General features: G+C 38.9%; 17 protein-coding genes. 10 read left to right on the top strand and 7 right to left on the bottom strand.

Annotated features, from left to right (window positions below; all coding sequences use genetic code 11):
- Positions 1 to 68: 68 nt before the first annotated feature.
- The 5 genes from I3259_RS08155 to I3259_RS08135 all read right to left on the bottom strand — a co-directional run bounded on the left by I3259_RS08155 (position 69) and on the right by I3259_RS08135 (position 7,856).
- Positions 69 to 1,985, bottom strand: coding sequence for a RecQ family ATP-dependent DNA helicase (locus I3259_RS08155; protein WP_238029160.1), 1,917 nt, complete (start codon positions 1,983 to 1,985; stop codon positions 69 to 71).
- 101 nt (positions 1,986 to 2,086) lie between these two features.
- A complete protein-coding gene (locus tag I3259_RS08150; protein WP_238029159.1) occupies positions 2,087 to 2,425 on the bottom strand; it encodes a hypothetical protein in 339 nt (112 codons plus the stop codon).
- Between the two features lie 251 nt (positions 2,426 to 2,676).
- On the bottom strand, positions 2,677 to 3,540 hold the full coding sequence (locus tag I3259_RS08145) for a phospholipase A (RefSeq protein ID WP_238029158.1): 864 nt from the start codon (positions 3,538 to 3,540) through the stop codon (positions 2,677 to 2,679).
- A gap of 181 nt (positions 3,541 to 3,721) precedes the next feature.
- On the bottom strand, positions 3,722 to 6,766 hold the full coding sequence (locus I3259_RS08140; RefSeq protein WP_238029157.1) for an efflux RND transporter permease subunit: 3,045 nt from the start codon (positions 6,764 to 6,766) through the stop codon (positions 3,722 to 3,724).
- A gap of 4 nt (positions 6,767 to 6,770) precedes the next feature.
- Positions 6,771 to 7,856 carry an efflux RND transporter periplasmic adaptor subunit gene (locus I3259_RS08135; protein ID WP_238029175.1) on the bottom strand — a complete coding sequence of 362 codons (1,086 nt, stop codon included), beginning with the start codon at positions 7,854 to 7,856 and terminating at the stop codon, positions 6,771 to 6,773.
- A gap of 213 nt (positions 7,857 to 8,069) precedes the next feature.
- Here I3259_RS08135 and I3259_RS08130 point away from each other — a divergent pair, with 213 nt between their 5' ends.
- Together I3259_RS08130 and I3259_RS08125 are read left to right on the top strand one after the other, a co-directional pair.
- On the top strand, positions 8,070 to 8,669 hold the full coding sequence (locus I3259_RS08130) for a TetR/AcrR family transcriptional regulator (RefSeq protein ID WP_238029156.1): 600 nt from the start codon (positions 8,070 to 8,072) through the stop codon (positions 8,667 to 8,669).
- Positions 8,670 to 8,869: 200 nt separating this feature from the next.
- The gene (locus tag I3259_RS08125) at positions 8,870 to 9,247 is read left to right on the top strand and encodes a NirD/YgiW/YdeI family stress tolerance protein (protein ID WP_238029155.1); all 378 of its coding nucleotides are present in this window, start codon (positions 8,870 to 8,872) and stop codon (positions 9,245 to 9,247) included.
- 49 nt (positions 9,248 to 9,296) lie between these two features.
- On the opposite strand, the gene yidA is transcribed toward I3259_RS08125, so the two are convergent.
- Positions 9,297 to 10,106 carry a sugar-phosphatase gene (gene yidA, locus I3259_RS08120; RefSeq protein ID WP_238029174.1) on the bottom strand — a complete coding sequence of 270 codons (810 nt, stop codon included), beginning with the start codon at positions 10,104 to 10,106 and terminating at the stop codon, positions 9,297 to 9,299.
- 326 nt (positions 10,107 to 10,432) lie between these two features.
- Here yidA and I3259_RS08115 point away from each other — a divergent pair, with 326 nt between their 5' ends.
- The 7 genes from I3259_RS08115 (at position 10,433) to I3259_RS08085 (ending at position 18,217) form a co-directional block, all read left to right on the top strand.
- Positions 10,433 to 11,434, top strand: coding sequence for an ABC transporter substrate-binding protein (locus I3259_RS08115; protein ID WP_238029154.1), 1,002 nt, complete (start codon positions 10,433 to 10,435; stop codon positions 11,432 to 11,434).
- Between the two features lie 97 nt (positions 11,435 to 11,531).
- Positions 11,532 to 12,425, top strand: coding sequence for a proline/glycine betaine ABC transporter permease (locus I3259_RS08110; protein ID WP_238029153.1), 894 nt, complete (start codon positions 11,532 to 11,534; stop codon positions 12,423 to 12,425).
- The gene (locus I3259_RS08105) at positions 12,422 to 13,681 is read left to right on the top strand and encodes a glycine betaine/L-proline ABC transporter ATP-binding protein (RefSeq protein ID WP_238029152.1); all 1,260 of its coding nucleotides are present in this window, start codon (positions 12,422 to 12,424) and stop codon (positions 13,679 to 13,681) included. The genes I3259_RS08110 and I3259_RS08105 overlap by 4 nt, the downstream gene beginning before the upstream one ends.
- Positions 13,682 to 13,959: 278 nt before the next feature.
- Positions 13,960 to 14,691 (top strand): response regulator transcription factor, encoded by a 732-nt coding sequence (locus I3259_RS08100; protein WP_238029151.1) that lies wholly within the window; start codon positions 13,960 to 13,962, stop codon positions 14,689 to 14,691.
- An 85-nt stretch (positions 14,692 to 14,776) separates the two neighbouring features.
- Complete coding sequence (locus I3259_RS08095) at positions 14,777 to 16,222, top strand: ATP-binding protein (protein WP_238029150.1); 1,446 nt, start codon at positions 14,777 to 14,779, stop codon at positions 16,220 to 16,222.
- A 25-nt stretch (positions 16,223 to 16,247) separates the two neighbouring features.
- Complete coding sequence (locus I3259_RS08090; RefSeq protein ID WP_238029149.1) at positions 16,248 to 17,519, top strand: ABC transporter substrate-binding protein; 1,272 nt, start codon at positions 16,248 to 16,250, stop codon at positions 17,517 to 17,519.
- 38 nt (positions 17,520 to 17,557) lie between these two features.
- A complete protein-coding gene (locus I3259_RS08085; RefSeq protein ID WP_238029148.1) occupies positions 17,558 to 18,217 on the top strand; it encodes an alpha/beta hydrolase in 660 nt (219 codons plus the stop codon).
- A 98-nt stretch (positions 18,218 to 18,315) separates the two neighbouring features.
- On the opposite strand, the gene I3259_RS08080 is transcribed toward I3259_RS08085, so the two are convergent.
- Positions 18,316 to 19,692 carry an MATE family efflux transporter gene (locus tag I3259_RS08080; RefSeq protein WP_238029147.1) on the bottom strand — a complete coding sequence of 459 codons (1,377 nt, stop codon included), beginning with the start codon at positions 19,690 to 19,692 and terminating at the stop codon, positions 18,316 to 18,318.
- Positions 19,693 to 19,812: 120 nt separating this feature from the next.
- On the opposite strand from I3259_RS08080, the gene I3259_RS08075 reads away from it, so the two are divergent.
- On the top strand, positions 19,813 to 20,691 hold the full coding sequence (locus I3259_RS08075) for a LysR family transcriptional regulator (RefSeq protein ID WP_238029146.1): 879 nt from the start codon (positions 19,813 to 19,815) through the stop codon (positions 20,689 to 20,691).
- Positions 20,692 to 20,765 lie beyond the last annotated feature (74 nt).

Raw genomic sequence — 20,765 nt, 5'->3', positions numbered from 1 at the left:
TTAGATCGCTATTCATTAATAATGAAAAGTGAGTTTCATATATCAAATAGACAAAGAATTAACATTGATTAGCCATATAAGCGCGTAATGTGAGCAAAAGTTTGTTCAAATGGATATGCTTCTAGTTGTCCAAATCCATTAAATTGCTTTGCTTTCATCTTAGTGGTTAGTGGCGTTGTCATCCCATTTAAAAAACGTGTGATTGCAGCAATAGAAGGGGGGATATCACAGGCTTCAATAAATTGATCACACCATTGAGTAAGTAGTTGATCAGATACTTCAGGGAGCGGTGGTAATGGTGGCAATGTAATATTTTTACCTCGACAAACAGAACAATGGTTACAATGCTCTGGAGCATGATGATCAGCAAAGTAATGGGCTAATTGATGGCTCAAACAGGTTTTACTTTCAAAAAAAGCAATCATGCTATTGATACGTTTTATTTCACTGTGCTCTTTTTGTTGGAACAGTTGATATAGTGCTTCACTTTCCATATCGATATCAAAGTGTTGATTTTTGACAGTATACACATCTGTCATTTGTTTACTTTCTAAAGTGATCCACCCTTTTTCATTAAAATAATCAATCGCTGCAACCACACGCTTTCTGTCAGCCTTATAGCCTTGCCATAATGCATCCATATCAAGTGTATTCCAGACTCTTGCTTTTGTTGAACAGGTAAATATAGCTTCAACGAATTGACGACGCTCACTATTAAAATGATTTAATATTTCTTGTTGAGTAATATTTAGTTTGTAGCGGTAATCTGCAAAATAGGTATATTGCGGTTCAATGATCTGACGAATTTCTAAATAGACTAATAGTGTTTTTAATGGCAATAAACGAATATTGGCATCTTTGGATAACCGATTATTCATCACTTCCCATTGTTGTGATTGTGTTTTGATTTCTTTTAATACGGTAGCAATGGAGCTGCGATCGGGAGTATCACCATAGATGAAGTTTTGTAGTACATTTAAGCCTGATTTATTCGCAATAACGGTACAAGTAGAAGGCTTGCCATCACGACCAGCACGACCAATTTCCTGACTGTAGTTTTCAATAGATTTTGGCAAGTCATAGTGTATGACTTGGCGAATATCAGATTTGTCTATTCCCATACCAAAGGCAATCGTTGCGACAATACAATTAATCTCACCCGCCATAAATTGTTGTTGGATATCTTGTCGACGATCGGCATCCATACCTGCATGATAGGCTTGCGCAGGTATATGATTGCTGGTTAGGGTTGCCGCAATATCTTCTGCGGTATGTTGCAAAGTAACATAGACAATGGAAGGTGTATTTGTCTTAGCCGTTAAATGCTGTTGTAAAACATCCAATTTCTCATCATCTTGCGCGGCTAGAATTGAGAGATCAAGGTTATGACGATAGAAGCCTGTGACAACGATGTCGTTTTGGGCAATATTGAATTTATCTTGCATATCATTAATAACAGCTGGCGTCGCCGTTGCTGTTAATAGTAACACTTGTGGGATTTTCAGTGACTGTTGGTAATGAGGTAATTTCAAGTAATCGGGTCTGAAATTATGTCCCCATTCTGAAATACAGTGAGCTTCATCAACAACGAGTAATGAGATTGGGACTTGACTGATAAAATGTCTAAAACGCTCATTTTTTAAGCGTTCAACAGAGATCATTAGTACTTTAATTTCACCTTGGCGAATATTCTGCATAACTTGTTGCGTCTGTTGCCACGTTTGGCTTGAGTCGATAGACGCTGAGGGAATCCCTTTTGATGCAAGGAAATCAAGTTGATCTTTCATTAATGCTAAGAGTGGTGAGATCACTAGTGTTAGGTGTGGTAATTCAATAGCTGGGAGCTGGTAACACAGTGATTTACCTGAGCCTGTTGGAAAAATAGCAGCAGCAGAATGGCCATCAAGCACACGTGTAATGACTTCTTCCTGACCCGTTCTAAGAGAATCAAAACCAAAATATTTTTTAAGTGTTTGATGATACATGCTGAATACTCAATTATTTTAATTAAGCTCATCATACCGTATGTTGGCGTTGTTAGGGGAGTAGATAACTAAAATTCGAAATAACCCACCATGTACTTATTTTAATTAAACATATTCATTGGTATATAAAAATGAACACCATAAGAGTCATTTTCAGTATAAGACGTAATATGGAAATGTTGACCTGAAGCTAAATAGATGGCGATATTGGCTTCTTGATATATTTGTCTTGATGGTTGTGGTGTAGGTAATAATGAGTGGTTTAAGGCTTTATTTTTACATAATCCAGCATGTAACGTGGATAGATAAAATAGCGTTGCACAAGCAGAAGTATTGAACCTTAATATCGGTTTTGATGACGTAATAGTGTGTTGTTGATTATTTAAACTGTAAACTGAAGGGGATAACAACAGTAAAAACAAGAATAGGCATCGTTTCATTTGTTTTTCTCATTAAATAACATATAACAAAAAATGCATACATCATTCCAATAATACGAAAAGTCCTAATGTTAAGATGTCTGTTTTTGAGAGGCCTAGAGAAGGGAGAGAAGAACAACCAAGTGCATTTTGCAAAGCAGAAGGTAAATCGCAATGTAAATATAGAATATTTAGTCATACGATATGTAGCCAATAAAGCGTACTGCACAACAAAATATTACTGTAATGCAGTACGTTAGATGATGGGGTAATTAGAATGAGAAACCAATGCCGCCAGCATTATCATAGTGATTGTAGTCAGAGATAGAAATACCATAACCACTTTCTAGCATCATATAGCCGCGAAGACGTTTATAGATTGGAAAACTCCATGTAATGCGTTCATAGCCGCGTGAGAATCCACTTTCTATGGCGTTACGTACAGTCAATGAAATAAGGTTATCACTATCAATAGACCAGTTCATGCTGACGCGTCCGTATCCCATGTAGTTGGTAATATCTTTATTGTAATCTTTTGCACCAAAGTCGAGGCGCAACCATGGCTTGATACTTAAGGTGTAATTGTTATGTTCGAAAGTGAAATCAGCAAAAGTACGATTCCAGCTTCTTTCTTGTTCGCCTCCTCGACCATTGGATTCATGGACGAGACCAACAGTTGTTCCAGCATAACCCCAAGCATTATTTTCAGTTTTCTCTGGAAGAGTCCAAAAAATGGAGGGCTCATATTCAGTGTCTCTAAAATAGGCTGATGAGGCATAGGCTTGCCAATTTGAACGCTGTGTATAAGCAACATACAACTTATCATTTCTATTAAAAATACCAGATGCTAAACGATACTTAAGGCTGATCTGAAAGTTAACATTGTACTTGCTCAATTTACCGTCTTCAGGAATAACAGATTGATATTCTGAATAATTAGGTTTTTGAGTGTAATAAAAGGGTAGAACGTAATTGTCTTTGTACTGTTGCAGAAGTAAATCGTTTGAACTTGAGTAATCGAGTGAGTTGTTGATAATTTCTGCAGCTAAAATATTGCTAGAGAAAAAAGTACAGCCAATTAGTAGAGTTGAAAAAAATAAAGGGTATCTAACTGGTCGCCATGCAAATTGCGTCATAATTTTTTATCGTCACGGTCATTTAAAAGTAATTTCTTATGATCATAGGCAGGAATTTCATATTCTGTATAGCGATATAAATGAAAACATAAATTGGTTGAGTCTATTGATAAATATAAGTACAAAAAAAGGACGTATAAGATAATACGTCCCTTTGATTGTTTAGTTAGCTATACGGTTATTATTGTGGTTCGATTTCCACTTTAAACAGCACTGCATAAAGTAGTGGAATAATCACTAAAGTTAAAATGGTAGCAAACAATAAACCAAACATGATTGTTACTGCCATACTCTTGAAGAAAGGATCAACAAGTAAAGGTGCAACACCTAAAATCGTGGTTAATGCGCCAAGTAAAACAGGGCGTGCACGACTGAGTGCTGAATCAATAATTGCTTGGTAAGGTGTCTTTCCTTCTTTGATTTCAACATCCGTTTGATCAACCAGAACAATCGCATTTTTAACCATCATACCAATTAAGCTCAAGAAGCCAAGAATCGCCATAAACTCGAAAGGTGTTTGGAAAATAACCAGGCCAATGGTAACGCCAATAATTGCCAACGGCGCTGTTAGCCAAATAATCAATGGTTGCTTTAGTGCGTTAAACATAAAGATCACGGATAAAATCATCGCCGCAAAGCCATAAGGTGCTGAAATAGCAAGACCTTCATTTGCGTCTTTTGATGCTTTGTATTCACCGTACCATGTCAATTTATAACCCGGTGGTAGTTCGATAGCTTCGATTTTTCCACGTAGTTCGTTAAACGCATCTGCAGTTAGTACGCCAGGCGCAGGATCTGCTTGAACTAAAATCGTTGGAATACGGTTAATTCGACGTAAGATGGCATCTTCCCACGCGACATTAACAGACTCGATTAACTGACTAACAGGGATCGGTCCATTTACCATACGACTATGCACTTCCGTGTTTTCAATCGCACGTTCATGTGTTCGTTCACTTTCAGGGGCACGTACTACAATCGGAATTAAGTCATTCCCTTCACGATAAACACCCACATTGCGGCCAGACAAGGTCTGTGCAATTGCTTGGCTGATTTCCTGATTGGTTAACCCGTAGCGCTGCGCTTTTTCTGTTGAATAAACAGGCTTAATAACAGGTACTTGTTGACGCCAATCATCTTGAACGGCAATCAAGTTTGGATCAGATAGCATAATTGCCTTCGCTTGTTCAGCAAGATCACGTAATACTCTACTGTCAGGGCCTTGGAAACCCGCTTCAATCTTTTTACCGCCTCCGCGACCTAGCATGAACTTCCATACTTTAATCGATGCTTCAGGGTATTTATGATCAAGCTCTGTTTGTAACTCAACAAGTAGCGGTGCAATATTACGGTAGTCATCAATATCAATCAGCAATTGACCATAACTTGGATTACGTGCTTCTGGTGCATAAGTCAGCATGAAGCGTAAGCCACCACCGCCAATGAAGCTTGAGATATTTCCGATACCTTCTTTATTGGTAATATCTTGTTCAATCTTCGCGATCGTTTTTTCAGTATTGGTGATATCCGTACCTTGAGGAAGATAGACATCAACTACAAATTGCGCACGTTGTGATTCTGGCATAAAGCCAGGTGGGACAAATTTCATCCCCCAAATAGCACCAGCCAATGTTGCCAGCAGCAACATTCCTGTTGTTTTACGGTGTGATAAAACCCAGGTTAACAAAGCTTTGTAACTTTCTACAATTTTACTTGGTTTACTATCTTGTTGTTTGATTTTAACTTTTAAGAACTGATGGCACAGCAATGGCGTTACGGTAACCGCAAATACCCAGCTAAGTAGCATAGAGTATAAGATCACCCAAAATAGCGAACCAGCATATTCACCCATATCTGACGGTGATAAGCCAATCGCACTGAAGGCACAAATACCCACAACAGTACCACCTAAGAGCGGCCATTTAGTTGCATTGACGACTTCAGGAATAACGACATTACGATCTTCATTGTTTTGGAGTCGTACAAGAATACTGTCAGTTACCACAATGGCATTATCTACCAACATGCCTAATGCGATGATCAGCGCACCTAACGATATCCGTTGCATTGCGATGTCATCAATTAACATGATGCATAGAGTACCGGCTACTGTTAGTAACAATACAAACCCAATAATCACGCCAGATCGAATACCCATAAACAGCAGTAAAACGATAAAAACAATCACCACAGCAGCAATCAAGTTATCGATAAAGTTCGTTACAGAGTCGCGAACGGAATCAGATTGCATTGAGATAACATGGAGCTCCATACCCAATGGGCGTTGGCTTTCAAGTTCAGCAAGACGTGCTTTAACCGCATCGCCCATATCAACCACGTTACCGCCAGTAACATTTGAAATACCAAAACCAATCGCACGTTCACCATTAAAACGCATTAGCATGCTGGTTGGTTCTTGATAGCCACGACTAACATCTGCAATATCTTTTAAATGTAAAACCGTATGGTTATCACCAATACCAATTTGAAGATTACGTAAATCTTCAAATGAGTTGACATTAGGTGTTGGAATAACAGGTAAACGCATCCCATTAGATGTTAGGCTTCCTGCGACATTAACAATATTTTGTTTTTGTAATACCGAGAGAACGTTATCAACGGACAAGCCGTAATTAGCTAAACGCTCACTAGTGATTTCAACAAAAATACCTTCTTGCTGTTCTGCTAATGTTGCCGTTTTAGCTACACCAGGAACAAGAACAAGTTCGCGGCGCAGGGAATCAACGTAGTCTTGCATTTGCTTATCAGTAAAGCCTTCGCCTGTTACAGCGAAAAATAAGGCATAAACATCAGAGAAGTCATCATTAACAATCGATGGTCCAGCACCCGGTGGTAACATACGTTGAGCATCAACGACTTTACGACGTAGCTTATCCCAAACCTGCTGAAGTGCCGCCTGATCTTTTGAAAACTGAAGTTTGATCTCAACAGTAACTTCAGACATGCCTTGTTTGGAAACGGACTTAACTTCTTTTAATTCTTGTAAAGATTGAACTGCACCTTCTATGACGTCAGTAACTTCGTCAGAAACTTCTTGTGCCGTCGCGCCAGAATAAGGAGTGACAATCACTGCTTGGCGGATCACGAATTCTGGATCTTCAAAACGACCTAGCTTTAAATAACTGATGTAGCCACCAATTAAGATCAGCGCAATGATCACCCAAACACTGGTGCGCTTGGCTATGGTATAGCGAGCGATATCCATCTATTTAAGCTCCGTTTTGTGTGTTATCAGTGTATGGACGAACTTCCATACCTGGTTTTAATTTAGATACACCCGCGATCACAATACGCTCGCCAACAGTCAGGCCATTGAGCACGGTAATGCAGTTTTTGTTTACGCTACCCACAGTGATGTAACGTTTTGAGACTGAATTATCTTTATTTACAACCCATACAAATTGTTTGCTCTTGTTGTCAGGAACGACAGACGCGAGTGGAACAATAATTGGGTTTCGGTTTTCCTGTGGACACAATGCAAGGTTAGGTGAAACCTTAACGGGCATACCTGGCAAGATATTTAATCCCTTATCATCATTAATACTCAATACAACAGAGAATGTTTGAGTGATTGGATCGGCTTGGGTGGAGTAGGTACGCAGACTCAGTGGCAACAGTTGGTCGGGGTTATTATTCAATTCAGCAACGGCTTCACGACAAGTCATACCTGCTAACATTACGTTATCTGTAATGTTAATCACCACTTCTAAATCATCAATGTTATGCAGTGTTAAAACAGGGTTATTGGCTTGAATTTGAACGTGATTATCAATTAATTTACGGCCAATGATACCGCTAAACGGTGCAACTAACTGGGTGTAGTTAAGTTTGTTTTTTGCTTCTTTTACGCGGTTTTGTGCCAAGTTATAACGCACAATAAGTTTATCTAAATCACTTTTAGAAATCGCTTGGCTGCTTTCATAAATAGCTTTACCACGTTGGTAAGCTTTACTTGCATCAGTTAATTCAAGTTGTGCTGCGGCAAAAATAGTTTGGGCATCTTTGGGATCAAGCTTTGCTAATAGTTGACCTTTAGTCACACGGTCACCTTCGTTAACGAAGATATGGTTTACTCGACCCGTGACTTGAAATGATAAGTCGGCACGTTGCGCAGAGCGAACGACACCATTAAAGCTCAAGTTAGTATTGGCTTTAGGTTTTACTATTTCAGTTAATGCAGGGCTAACAATTGGCTTGTTAACTTGCTCTGGTTGTTCTTTATCGCCACAACCTGACAGTACGACAAGCGCGATCGATAAACTTACTGCGAGTTTACTAAATGAGAATGATGCCATTTTGGACATTGCTGATTGAGTTTTCACCGGATTCTCCGCTATCAGTATGGGACGGTATAAAATTAGAAATCATGTTTATTTGTATGAAAATATAACAAGTAAACTTTTGGGTGTATTTTATGAGGGAATGGCATTTTGTAAACTGTTAAGTATACTTTTTTGTGACAAAATGTTAGATTGCGATCACAGGCGGTGAAAATAGGTAGTGAATTAATGAAGCAAACGGAACGTAAGCATTTAGCAATTATTGCTGCAGCAAAAGCAGAATTTATCGAACATGGGTTTATTGCTGCTAATATGGATAGAATTTCACAGGTTGCTGAAGTATCAAAACGCACCTTATATCGTCATTTTGATAGTAAAGAAACGTTATTTATTTCAGTATTGAAGATCATTCAAGAATCAGTGAATGAAAATGTGCAGTATCGCTTTGAACCACAGATACCGCTAAGAGTACAATTGGTTGAAATTACTCGCCGTGAAGTTGATGTTTTATACCAGACTTATGGCATTTCTCTTTCTCGTATCATTGTGATGGAATTTATTCGACAACCTGAATTGGCCAAAAACTTAGTAAAAGATTTATACAGTACCAACGCCATTGCCGAGTGGTTTAAAGTGGCTATTGAAGAAAAAGCAATAGTTGATAAAGATGTCGCTTTGTTAACTAATATTTATACCAGTTTATTTCAAGGGCTATTCTTCTGGCCGCAAGTTATGGAACTGTCTCCTCCTTGTGAAGGAATAAAAGTAGAAGAAAACATTAATACTATTGTTGATGTGTTTTTGAATTCGTTTGCTATTACGAAGTGATACTAACAAGTAAAAAATTAGATTTATTTTTACAATATTATTTCACGTTCTTTTGATATTTAGCGTGATATCATACCTTTAAGAAATAGATAGGCTAAATGGATACCTAAGGGTAGTTATTGGGCGGTCTTGTTTATTGGGTTTGGCAATAATGTGTATTGCCAGACGTAATATAATAGTTATAACCTCGGATTAACGTGATGAAAAAATTATTAGTTGTTTCTGCTTTTCTTCTTGCATCAACATCAGCACTTGCTGCTACTACGTCTGTACCTGCGCAACCAGCTCAAGGTGGTTTCACTGGTCCTTCAGCAGCACCTATTATTAAGATGATTAGCCAAGTTAAAGATGCGCAAGATGACGCTGCTGTTGAATTAACGGGTTACATCACAACTTCACTGGGTGATGAAGATTACATGTTTAAAGACAATACTGGTGAAATTAAAGTTGAAATCGATCATAAAGATTGGAATGGTGTAAATGCAACACCTACAACGAAGTTAGTGATCCGTGGTGAAGTGGATAAAGATTGGTCTGAGCGTACGATAGATGTAAAAGCAGTTGCTCTAGCTAACTAATTATTTATTCAATAAATCGCTATTTCTGTGGAAATAGCGATTATTTTTGTTATTTATCTAAAATAAATTGCTGAATAACTTTGGCAACACCAGCATTATTATTAGTGTCAGTAATAAAATTAGCGATGGCTTTGGTTTCTTTTGTCGCATTTCCCATTGCAACACCAAGACCTGCATATTCAATCATATGGTGATCATTGCCGGCATCCCCCATACAAATAACTTCACTTTGTTTGATGTCTAAGTATTCTGCTAGTGCTTCAACACCTACACCTTTATTGCTATTTGGATTCATAAATTCAAGAAAGAAAGGAGCACTTTGGACAATTGTGTAGCGTTGATATAATTCTTTCGGTAATTGTGCAATGGCTGCTGATAGGCGATCAGGATCATCTATCATCATGACTTTCATCACTTCCTCGTCATTTTCTAGTGTTGCAAAGTCTTCAACAGTAATTGCAAGACCATTAATTTTTGCTTCATGATCGGTGTAATAGTTATTTTCTGGTGTAATTAGACCTTGGCGACGAGTAAATGCATGTACATGAACACCAAGATCATGAGCCAGTGACGCTATATTTTTAGCATCTAATCCCGTTAGTGTTTCACTGCGAATAATTTCTTTAGTAGAAACACGTTGAATAAGTGAAGCGTTGTAGCTTAAAACAAAGTCGTTATTGCCAGTCATATCTAATTCGTTTAGCGCCCATGTCATTCCTTCTAAAGGGCGTCCTGATGCTAATACAATCGATACTCCTTGTTCGCGTGCCGCTGAAATTGCCGCTTTATTTTCTTGGGAAATAGTACCGTCAGAACTCAGAAGAGTACCGTCCATATCAAGTGCAACTAATTTATACATCATTATATCCATTACAGAATTAAAACTGTTTTCATCATAAGCAAAATGAGCAGTGAAAACGATAAGAATTATTATTAATAAGCATGGTTTTTATCGTTGAACGCTGACAAGTTTATTAATGTAATAATCATTCACATTATATTAAAACTTGTTGCAATATAATTATTTGTTGTTAATAAATTTGGTGTTTTTGGTTTATTTTGTTTAGACTACTAAATAAATTGGCACAATAAATTGCCTTTTGAGTAGTTATTAGCGCATAGACAATAAATTGTTTTTACTCAATTGCGCTTACCGATTCGATATAAATGATAAGGATAATATTTATGCGAAAGCTTCTGGCTGCGACGGTATTGCTATCTGCAATGTCAGCAACTCAAGTTCATGCAAGTGAATGTGGAAAAGTCACTATTGCTGATATGAATTGGAACTCAGCAACATTATTAGCCAACGTCGACAGCTTTATTTTACAGCATGGATACGGCTGTGAAACAGATCTTGTTCCTGGTGATACGATGCCGACAGGTACATCAATGGTAGAGAAGGGTGAACCGGATATTGCGCCTGAATTTTGGAGTAACTCGATGAAGGCCGCATTAGATCGCGGTGTTGAAGAAGGACGTATCCAATATGCGGGTAAGAGCTTCTCTGACGGTGGTGAAGAAGGCTTTTGGGTGCCAGAGTATATGGTGAAAAAAGATCCAAGCTTAGCAACCATTGAAGGTATTAAGAAAAATGCTAAGTTGTTCTCTCATCCTGAAGATCCTGATAAATCAGCATTTTATAATTGTCCAGCAGGTTGGAACTGTCAGATCTCTGCTGGTAACCTTTTTGAAGCACTAAAACTTGAAGATGCAGGGTTTGATCTGATTGATCCAGGTTCAGGTGCTGGTCTTTCCGGTTCCATTGCTAAAGCTTATGAGCGCGGTGAGGCGTGGTTTGGTTATTACTGGGCACCGACTGCCGTATTAGGTAAGTACAAAATGGTAAAAGTCGATTTTGGTTCTGGTGTGGATGCGAAATACTTTAAAGAGTGCCTAACCAAACCTGAATGTGTTGATCCAAAAGCTTCTATGTACCCACCGTCAGAAGTGGATACAGTTATTACTACCTCTTTTGCTAAACGTTCACCTGAAGCAGTGAAATACCTTGGTCAACGTTCTTTTACTAATGCACAAATGAATAGCCTTTTAGCATGGATGGAAGACAACCAAGCTGATGGTGAAACGGTAATGGAAGAGATTTTAACGAATCATGAAGATATTTGGGTGAAGTGGGTTTCTCCTGAAGTAGCAGATAAAGTACGTGGTGCTTTAGCTGATTTGTAAGCTGTATGTCTACAGTGGTAGCTAACTACCACTGTAGCCACTTCGCTAAGGATATTGCGTGAGTGGGAAATAAAAGTAGTATGTATGGATAACATTTATGTCAGATAAATCATGGTTAACTGAATTTCCACAGCTTGAGCGTGCTCAGTTAGTTGAAATTCGAAAAACGTTGGACGGTGCTTACCGTTCTTTCTCTCGTGAATATGGCGACACAATCGAAGGTTTCTTCGATCCTCTTCTTTCTTTTCTTATCTGGTTTGAAAAACTATTACTCGCCACACCTTGGTGGATAGTGATTGCCGTATTGGCAGCCATCGCTTTTGTTGCAAGTCGGTCGTGGAAATTATCACTTGGTGTCGTGTTGTCTTTTGGTTTCATTGGTGTGTTTGGTATGTGGGATAATACCATGCGAACCATGAGTATTATTTTAGTGTCTACGATGGTTGCCATAGGGATCGGAATACCGATAGGTATAGCCATGGCACGCTCTGATAGAGTTCAACGGGTTGTTACACCACTACTTGATGTGATGCAGACTATGCCTGCTTTCGTTTATTTGATCCCCGTTGTTATGCTACTTGGTCTAGGTAAAATTCCAGGCTTAATCGCTGTTGTTATTTATTCTGTTCCACCAGTGATTCGTTTAACCAACCTTGGTATTCGTTTGGTTGATGAAGAAGTCCTTGAGGCTGCAACAGCCTATGGTGCAAGCCCTATGCAGCGTTTATTTGGGGTGCAGATACCACTTGCAATGCCCAACATTATGGCAGGAATAAATCAAACTATTATGATGGCGCTTGCGATGGTTGTTATCGCTTCAATGATAGGTGTAAAAGGATTAGGTCAGCCAGTACTCAAATCGATTACTAACCAATATTTCACCCTAGGTTTATTAAACGGCTTAGCGATTGTTGCACTCGCAATTATTTTCGATCGTATATCACAAAGCTATGCTAAACGTACGCAGCAGCATTTAGGAGGTCGATCATGAGTTCATTATCAAAGCAGGATCCCCTCATTAGAGTAAAAAATCTCTATAAAGTGTTTGGTCCGAAAGCAAAAAAAGTCGTTCAGCAAGTGAAGGGTGGCGCATCAAAAGATGACATTTTAGCGAAAACTGGTCATACCGTTGGTTTAAGTGATATCAACCTAGATATTTACCCAGGTGAAATCTTTGTGATTATGGGCTTATCAGGTTCAGGTAAATCCACGCTTATCCGTCACTTTAATCGACTTATCGATCCAACTGAAGGTGTGATTGAAATTGAAGGGACAGATGTTATGTCGCTCAATGAAAAGCAGCTTCAGGATTTTCGTCGCCATAAAATGTCGATGGTTTTTCAACGCTTTGGTTTAATGCCGCATCGCACGGTTTTGCAAAATGTCGGCTATGGTCTGCAAGTACAGGGGCAGAGTAAAAGCCAATGGCAAGCCAAAGCGAAAGAGTGGTTAGCGACTGTTGGTTTGACGGGATATGAAAATAGCTATCCAGTGAATCTTTCTGGTGGTCAGCAACAACGTGTTGGTTTAGCTCGCGCCTTGTGTACTGATGCTGAAATTCTATTAATGGATGAAGCATTCTCTGCACTTGATCCTCTGATCCGAAGTGAAATGCAAGATCAGCTTATTGAGTTACAAGAAAAGTTACATAAAACAATAGTCTTTATTACCCATGATTTAGATGAAGCATTACGTTTAGGCGATCGCATTGCCATTTTACGGGATGGTGTATTAGTGCAGCAGGGTAAACCTGTTGATATTTTATTAAACCCAGCTGACGACTATGTCGAAGCTTTTGTTAAAGACGTTAACCGTGCACGTGCACTGACGGTTGAAACGGTCATGAAGCCACAGGTTGTCCGTATTTCTTCTGAAACGATTGGCGAAGCTGTTGCTGAAATGCGTAAAGTAAAAGATGATTTTGCGTATTACGTTGATAACCAAGGTTATCAAGGGGTGATTACGCAAGAGAAATTAGAGAGCGTAAAAGAATCTGATTACGCTAATGCAATAGACGCTTCAATGCTTGAAGATGTTCCTGCGGTTTCAACCGATGCGTTGCTTGAAACGGTCATTCCTGAAACCTTGGATAGCGATCACCCATTGCCTGTTGTGGATGCAGAAGGACAGGTGACAGGCCGTTTGTCACGTTCAACATTGGCAGAAGTTTTGAGCGAACATTCAAATGATGCGTCGTCAGGAAAAGGTGTTGAAGTGATCAAAAAAGTAGAATCAGAAGTCGCTTAAGTTGAATAAAAAAAACATTATTTGACGGTTAACGGCTGATAAACATAACCAGCGAGTATTGCTTTATATTAGTAATATGCGCTGGTTTTTCGTTTTAAGGTATTAAATATGTTAACAAGGTACCGATAATTCTCCATAGATAGCGCAAATTGCTGACATTTTTTTAAATTAGTGGTCAAATATAGTGAAATAATAAATAGCCTATATTTGCTCTATTTCTCCTTGTATTCGCTTATGACGTGTGAGGAATAGTCTAATGTCGTATGGTGAGCCAATACATGAGTATCTCTAAACAAATCCTCGTTGTTGATGATGATAAAGAAATCCGTGAACTACTGGATGAGTACTTAACCAAGAACGGTTTTGAAGTACAAACTGCTGCGGAAGGTGAGGAGATGAAACGTTGCCTTGCTGGTGGATATCCAGATTTGATTTTACTCGATATCATGATGCCGGGGGATGATGGGTTTACCTTATGTCAGCATATTCGCAAAACGTCAGATGTCCCTATTATTATGTTGACGGCGGTTTCTGAGGAAATGGATCAAATTATAGGGCTTGAGATTGGTGCTGATGACTATATTGCCAAACCCTTTAGTCCTCGCCAGTTACTAGCTCGCATTAAAGCAATATTACGTCGTAGCAAGGCGTCAGATAGTCAGCCGTCATCGTCTAGCGCTAAATATATTAGTTTCTCTAATTGGCGGCTAGATACCTCTGCACATTGTTTAGTAAATGTATTAAATGATGAAGCATTTGAGCTAACAAGTGGTGATTACTCGTTGCTGATGTTGTTTTTATCAAGACCTAATGAGATTTTAGATCGCGATACTATTTCATGCGCGACTCGAGGAAGAGATGCACAGCCATCAGAACGTGGTATTGATGTCGCCTTAAGTCGTTTACGTAACCGCTTAGGTGATAAAGGTCGTACGCAACGTTTAATTAAAACCAGTCGTGGTAACGGTTATATCTTTACTGCTGATGTTCGTTATGACGACCATGTGTAAAGTTAGCAACATTATAGATGAACAAGACTAAGTGTGGCTGATAGCCACACTTTTTTATTATCTTGATATAGGTAAATATCAAATTATGAACTGGAAGTCATTGTGGCCTAAGTCATTGGTTTCAAGAACATTATGGTTAACCTTATTAGCCGTCTTTCTTGCGCAAATGATTGCAACAGGCATTTGGTACACCCAATCTAAAAAACGAGATTTAGAGGGACTACAATCAACTTCAGCGAGCATGGCAACCATGTTTGCATCAACAGTGAATTTCTTCCAATCATTACCGCTAGAATATCGCCATATTGTGCTTGAACAGCTTCGAAATATGGGTGGAACACGTTTTTTTGTGTCATTTAATGAGCAAGAGATCAAGATTAAGCCGATCAAAAATACTGAACAAAAAGAAATGGCGGTATCGGTTTTTAAAACAGTGTTACATGAAAAATTACCTACCCTTAGTAATATTCATGTTGAGTTTTCACGTCCAGAAACGCTGCATGTCTTAAAAAATGATATTTTGCTGTCGGATCTCCCGCGTTCTTGGGTACATAACACGTTAAGCCTAGAGCCGCTTAACCCACCTATATTAGTGGTGCAAATAGAACTTGATAAAAATCAGTGGTTATATATTGCAGCGTTATTACCCGCCCCTTACATGATGCTAAAAGATGAGATCATTACACGTCAGCAAATTATATACCTAACCTTTAGTACTATTTTATTACTGCTGTTCACTTACATCATGGTAAGGCGACAAACACGACCATTAAAACAGTTGGCAGATGCTGCTAACGCATTAAGTCTTGATATTTATCAGCCGCCATTAAAAGAACAAGGGGCGAGTGAGTTGGTGATGGCAACGCATGCATTTAACCGGATGCAACTGCGTTTAAGAAAGTATATTGAAGATCGTGAGCAACTGTTTTCTTCTATATCTCACGATTTAAAAACACCGATCACTCGCTTACGGTTACGTGCAGAATTGATTGATGATGATGAAAAAATAGATAAATTTAATCACGATTTAGATGAACTCGAAATCATGGTGAAAGGGGCATTGCAATGTGTGAAAGATACTGATTTACACGAAAACTTGGTGACTATTGATGTTGCACAGTTACTAAATAGTATTGCTGAACATCATAATCATAAAGATACAAAAGTTCGTTTACCTCAACATCCTATTTTGCCGATTATGGCAAAACCGTTAGCCTTAAAACGTTGTTTAAGTAACTTAATTGATAATGGTGTGAAATACGGACACAGTGTGACGGTTAATGTTATTGATAGTACGGATAAGTTGATCATCACCATTAGTGATAAAGGGCAAGGGATCCCTGATACAAAATTAAAAACTGTGTTTGAACCCTATGTTCGTTTAGCAACCGATAATACAGGACATGGACTTGGAATGGGGATTGCGCGCAATATCGTACGTGCCCATGGTGGTCAGTTAACTATTAAAAATTCGATTAAAGGTGGGTTGTTGGTGACTGTTGTACTTCCTCGATTATTAAAAAATGCCTAACGCTATTGTGAGTTCTGAGGTGAAAATGAATATCAAGCAATGGAGTCTTTCTGCCTTATTGCTTTTTGTGTGTCAGCCAACTTTCGCAGAGGGAACTGTTGAAGTATTGCATTGGTGGACATCAAAAGGCGAATCTAAAGCGGTTCAAGTTTTAAAAGATAAAATGGAAGCGAAAGGGCATCACTGGAAAGATTTCGCCATTGCTGGTGGTGGTGGTCAAAGTGCGATGACAGTGTTAAAAATGCGCGCAATATCGGGGAATCCACCTACAGCGGCACAGTTAAAAGGACAAGACATTCAAGAGTGGGGACGCTTAGGTTTTCTGACATCACTTAATAAGGTTGCAGAACAAGAGCACTGGGAAAACGTGTTGTTACCTGAAGTTGAGCAAATCGTTAATGATCTTCAATTGATAAAATATGACGGTCATTATGTGGCTGTACCTGTAACATTACATCGGGTTAATTGGTTATGGATCAATCCACATATCTTTAAACTTGCAGGCGCAAAAGTCCCCACAACCTTAGCTGAGTTTTATGTGGCGGCTGACAAAATCAAAGCGGCAGGTTATATCCCATTAGCTCATGGTGGGGAGTCTTGGCAAGATGCGACTTTGTTCGAAGCGGTGGCGCTAAGCGTACTGGGTGCACAAGATTATGCGAAAGCGTTTGTTGATTTAGATTTAACCGAACTTAGTAGCGATAAAATGGTTGAGGTTTTTCGTCAGTTCAAAAAAATGCGAGAGTATATAGATCCAAATGCAAAAGGGCGTCGTTGGAACCAAGCAACCGAAATGCTGATGCATGATCAGGCCGCAATGCAAATAATGGGAGATTGGGCAAAAGGTGAGTTTACTAGCGAGCACAAAGTCGCAGGTAAAGATTATTTATGTGTACCAGTGCCGGGAACACACGGTATGTTTTCTTATAACCTTGATACTATTACTTTTTTTAAATTAAAAAGTAATAAAGAAGATGAAAAAGCTCAACAAGATTTAGCGCAAATACTCTTAACTAAGCCATTTCAACGAGAGTTTAGTTTAGATAAAGGTTCGATCCCGATCCGTCAGGATGTATCGTTAAAGGGTTTTGACGCTTGTTCATTAGCCTCAATGAAAGCATTTAAGTTTGCAGCAAAAAACAATGCACTTGTCCCCAGTTTTTCACATAATTTAGCGACATCCAGTGATGTTCAAAGTGCAATCATTGATGTTGTAAGTCGTTTCTTTGATGATCCAAGCGCGGATCCAAAATTGGCAGCTGTTCGCTTATCTCGCGCAGTAAAATCAGCAATGTAATAAGACGTATGTATTTGGAAAAGAATAAGGATAGGAAAATGGATTATTTAGCGAGTGTTGAAATAGAACCTAGTGTTCCCGCGACAGCCAGTGTTATTTGGTTACATGGTTTAGGCTCAAATGGCCATGATTTTGAGGCTTTATTACCGCATTTACAGTTAGAAGAAACATCGCCAATACGTTTTATATTTCCTCATTCACCGACGTTGAATGTCACCATTAATGGTAATGCCTTAATGCCAGCATGGTATGACATTATTTCATTAGATACATCTCGTAAAATTAATGAAACACAACTGATGGAATCAGCTCAAAAGGTAATAGATCTTGTTGAGCGTGAAATTAGTCGTGGCATTCCTTCTGAACGTATTATTCTTGCAGGATTTTCACAAGGTGGTGCAGTAGTTTATCAAGCAGGATTAAGCTATTCCAAGCCATTAGCGGGAATATTAGCGTTATCAACCTATTTCCCAACCGCAGAGATCATCCAATATAGCGATGTGAATCGTAATATGCCGATTGAAATTATGCATGGATCTTATGATCCCGTTGTTATTCCGAAATTAGGTGAAATGGCACGAGATGATGTCATTAAAGCGGGATTTAAACCGCACTGGCGTACATACCCAATGGAGCATCAGGTTTGCATGCCTCAAATTGAAGATATTTCAGCATGGATAAAACAAACACTATCTTAAATCTAACCTTAAATGGGTTTAAAAATTTGTAGTTAAAAATAAAACGCATCAGAGCGGTTATCGATCTGATGCGTTTTTTATTGGCGATTACTTACTAATTAATCGATTAAGGGATCTTGATTATCAAGTGAATTGAGTGGCTTACAACGCTTATTGATATCACGCCAAACAATAACCGCAACAATACAGCTCAATACCATAGTAGATACTGGCATGGTTAGCCATACACCGACAACGCCAAGTAATTTCGGCAAGAAATACAAAAACGGCAGTTGTATTAGCATGTTACTAATTGAAATTACCAATGCTTTTGACGCTTGATTCACTGACATAAAGTACATTGTAGCCAAGACAATAAAGCCATCTAAAAACATTGCAAATAGGTGTAAACGAATACCTTGGGTCGCCTCTAACGTCAGTGCGCTGTTGCTGCTATTAAACAAACTGATCAAGGTTGATGGGAAGCTCGTCAGTAACAAGAACCAAGCGATACCAGCAATCACCGTCGTTTTCATTGCTAAAATTAATGTTTGTCGTATATGTTGAGGTTGTTTCGCCCCGTAGTAGTAACTCACTGGTGGTTGTAAACCTTCACCAATACCTTCTGCTACCAAGTAGTACATTGTCATCATGTAGCCGACAATAGCAAAAGCGCCAACGGTTAATTCTGTGCCATATATCATGAATTGATAATTGTGTAATGCGACAACAAAACTACCATAGAGGTACATGATCAGTGCTGAAGAGCCTAGCACCATGATCTTTTTACTTTCTGACAATGAAAAATCAGGCAGTGAAACTTTTAGCTTTAAAGTTGAGTATTGAGAGCAAAAGTAGATTAAGCCACCAACACAGGTAATACCTTGTGCGATCAACGTTGCAATTGCGGCACCTTTTAATTCCCAACCCATTAACCCCAAAAACACATAATCAAGAAGAATATTGGTCAGTGCGCCTATTACTAATAACGTTGTTGCGATTTTCGGGCTGTCATCATTTCGGATCAACATTGGCATTGCGCCTGCTAAGACAGTAATAAAGGCAGCATTACCAAAAGTAGAAACATAGTCTAAAGCAAGGTGCTTAATGTTTTGTTGGGCACCTTGAAGTTGTAAAAAATAGTCGCCAAAAAATGTAAACGCAGCAAATGAAAGGCAGCTAATAATAAAAGTTAGGATCAAACCGGTATGAAAAGCGCGCTGAGCATTAAGCTGATTTTGCTCACCGCGGGCGATTGAAATTAGCGTCCCGCTACCAATACCAATCATCAAGCCTAAACCTGATAATACGAATGTTATCGGCCATGCCATATTAATTGCGGCTAAGCCTTGGTAGCCAACGTAGTGACCAACAAAGATCCCATCAACAATTTGATAGAGTCCATTAACCATCATTGCCGCAATAGAAGGGATGGTATAACGCCAAAAATTTTTAGATATATTGCTCGACGACGGCATCGGTTCATTACTGTGCATAAATATTCTCATAAAATGGTCTACCCACAGACTATTCAGTTGGTGGGAATCACTGTATTATCTCCGAATATTAGATTGCTCAAAGATATTATATATCTGATTATCGGATGGATTGATTTTATGGATTGGACATTAGATCAACTCAATGCTTTTGTTATTTCAGTACAACAAGGCTCTTTTTCGGCAGCCGCTCGGCGGTTAGGAAAAGCACAGTCACGGATCAGCACTGCAATTAGTAACCTAGAAGCAGATTTAGGGTTTGAATTATTCGATCGAAGTGCAAGATTACCGATCCTGACTCCAGAAGGTCAGCAAATGTATGAAGAGGCAAAGGTCGTATTAGCCCAATGTGAACGGTTACAATCTCGGGCATTGACGTTAACGCAAGGCGAAGAAGTTACCCTGACTATCGCAATGGATGAGGCATCGCCATTAACCGCTTTTGAAGATTTCTTTCAACGTGTTTCTGAGACATTTCCATTATTGAAATTAACCATTATTAATGGCTCGAAAGATGATATAGCGACCCGTGTCGATGAAAAAATGGCAGATATCGGTATTTTATTTTTCAGTAAAACTTTGCCAAGTAGCTTAGAATTCACACCTATTTGTGAATTTAACTCATCACTGATTGTGGGTAAAAATCATCCGTTAGTGCAAATTTCAGCACCTACCGTGCAGCAATTAAGCCAGCATCGTCAGTTATTAATTTGCGATCGAAGTGGACGCCATCACAGTGAAGCGTTATCAGCTAATTATTGGCAAATTGACAGCTACTATTCAATCACTTCGTTTGTATTGAGAAACATGGGTTGGGCATTTGTGCCTGATCATGTTTTTACGTATGACTTTTTCTCCGAAGGTGTTGTAAAACTGTCGATGGAAAATATTCCCGCTTCGCAATGGATTGAAATGGGCGTTGTTAAACGCCGTGATCGAGCGACAGGGCCCGTTATAAAATGGATTCAGCAAGAACTAAAGAAAATGTTTACTCAATAGGTTAAGTCTGATTATCTATTGTTGTTTTGATGGTATCGCAGTGAGTGACACTGAATTATTACGCGCGAGTTGAG

The organism is Photobacterium sp. Ph5, assembly GCF_022129445.1.
GTDB lineage: Bacteria > Pseudomonadota > Gammaproteobacteria > Enterobacterales > Vibrionaceae > Photobacterium.
Note: the sequence above shows the minus strand (reverse complement) of the source record. Positions and strands in the feature narration are given on the sequence as shown.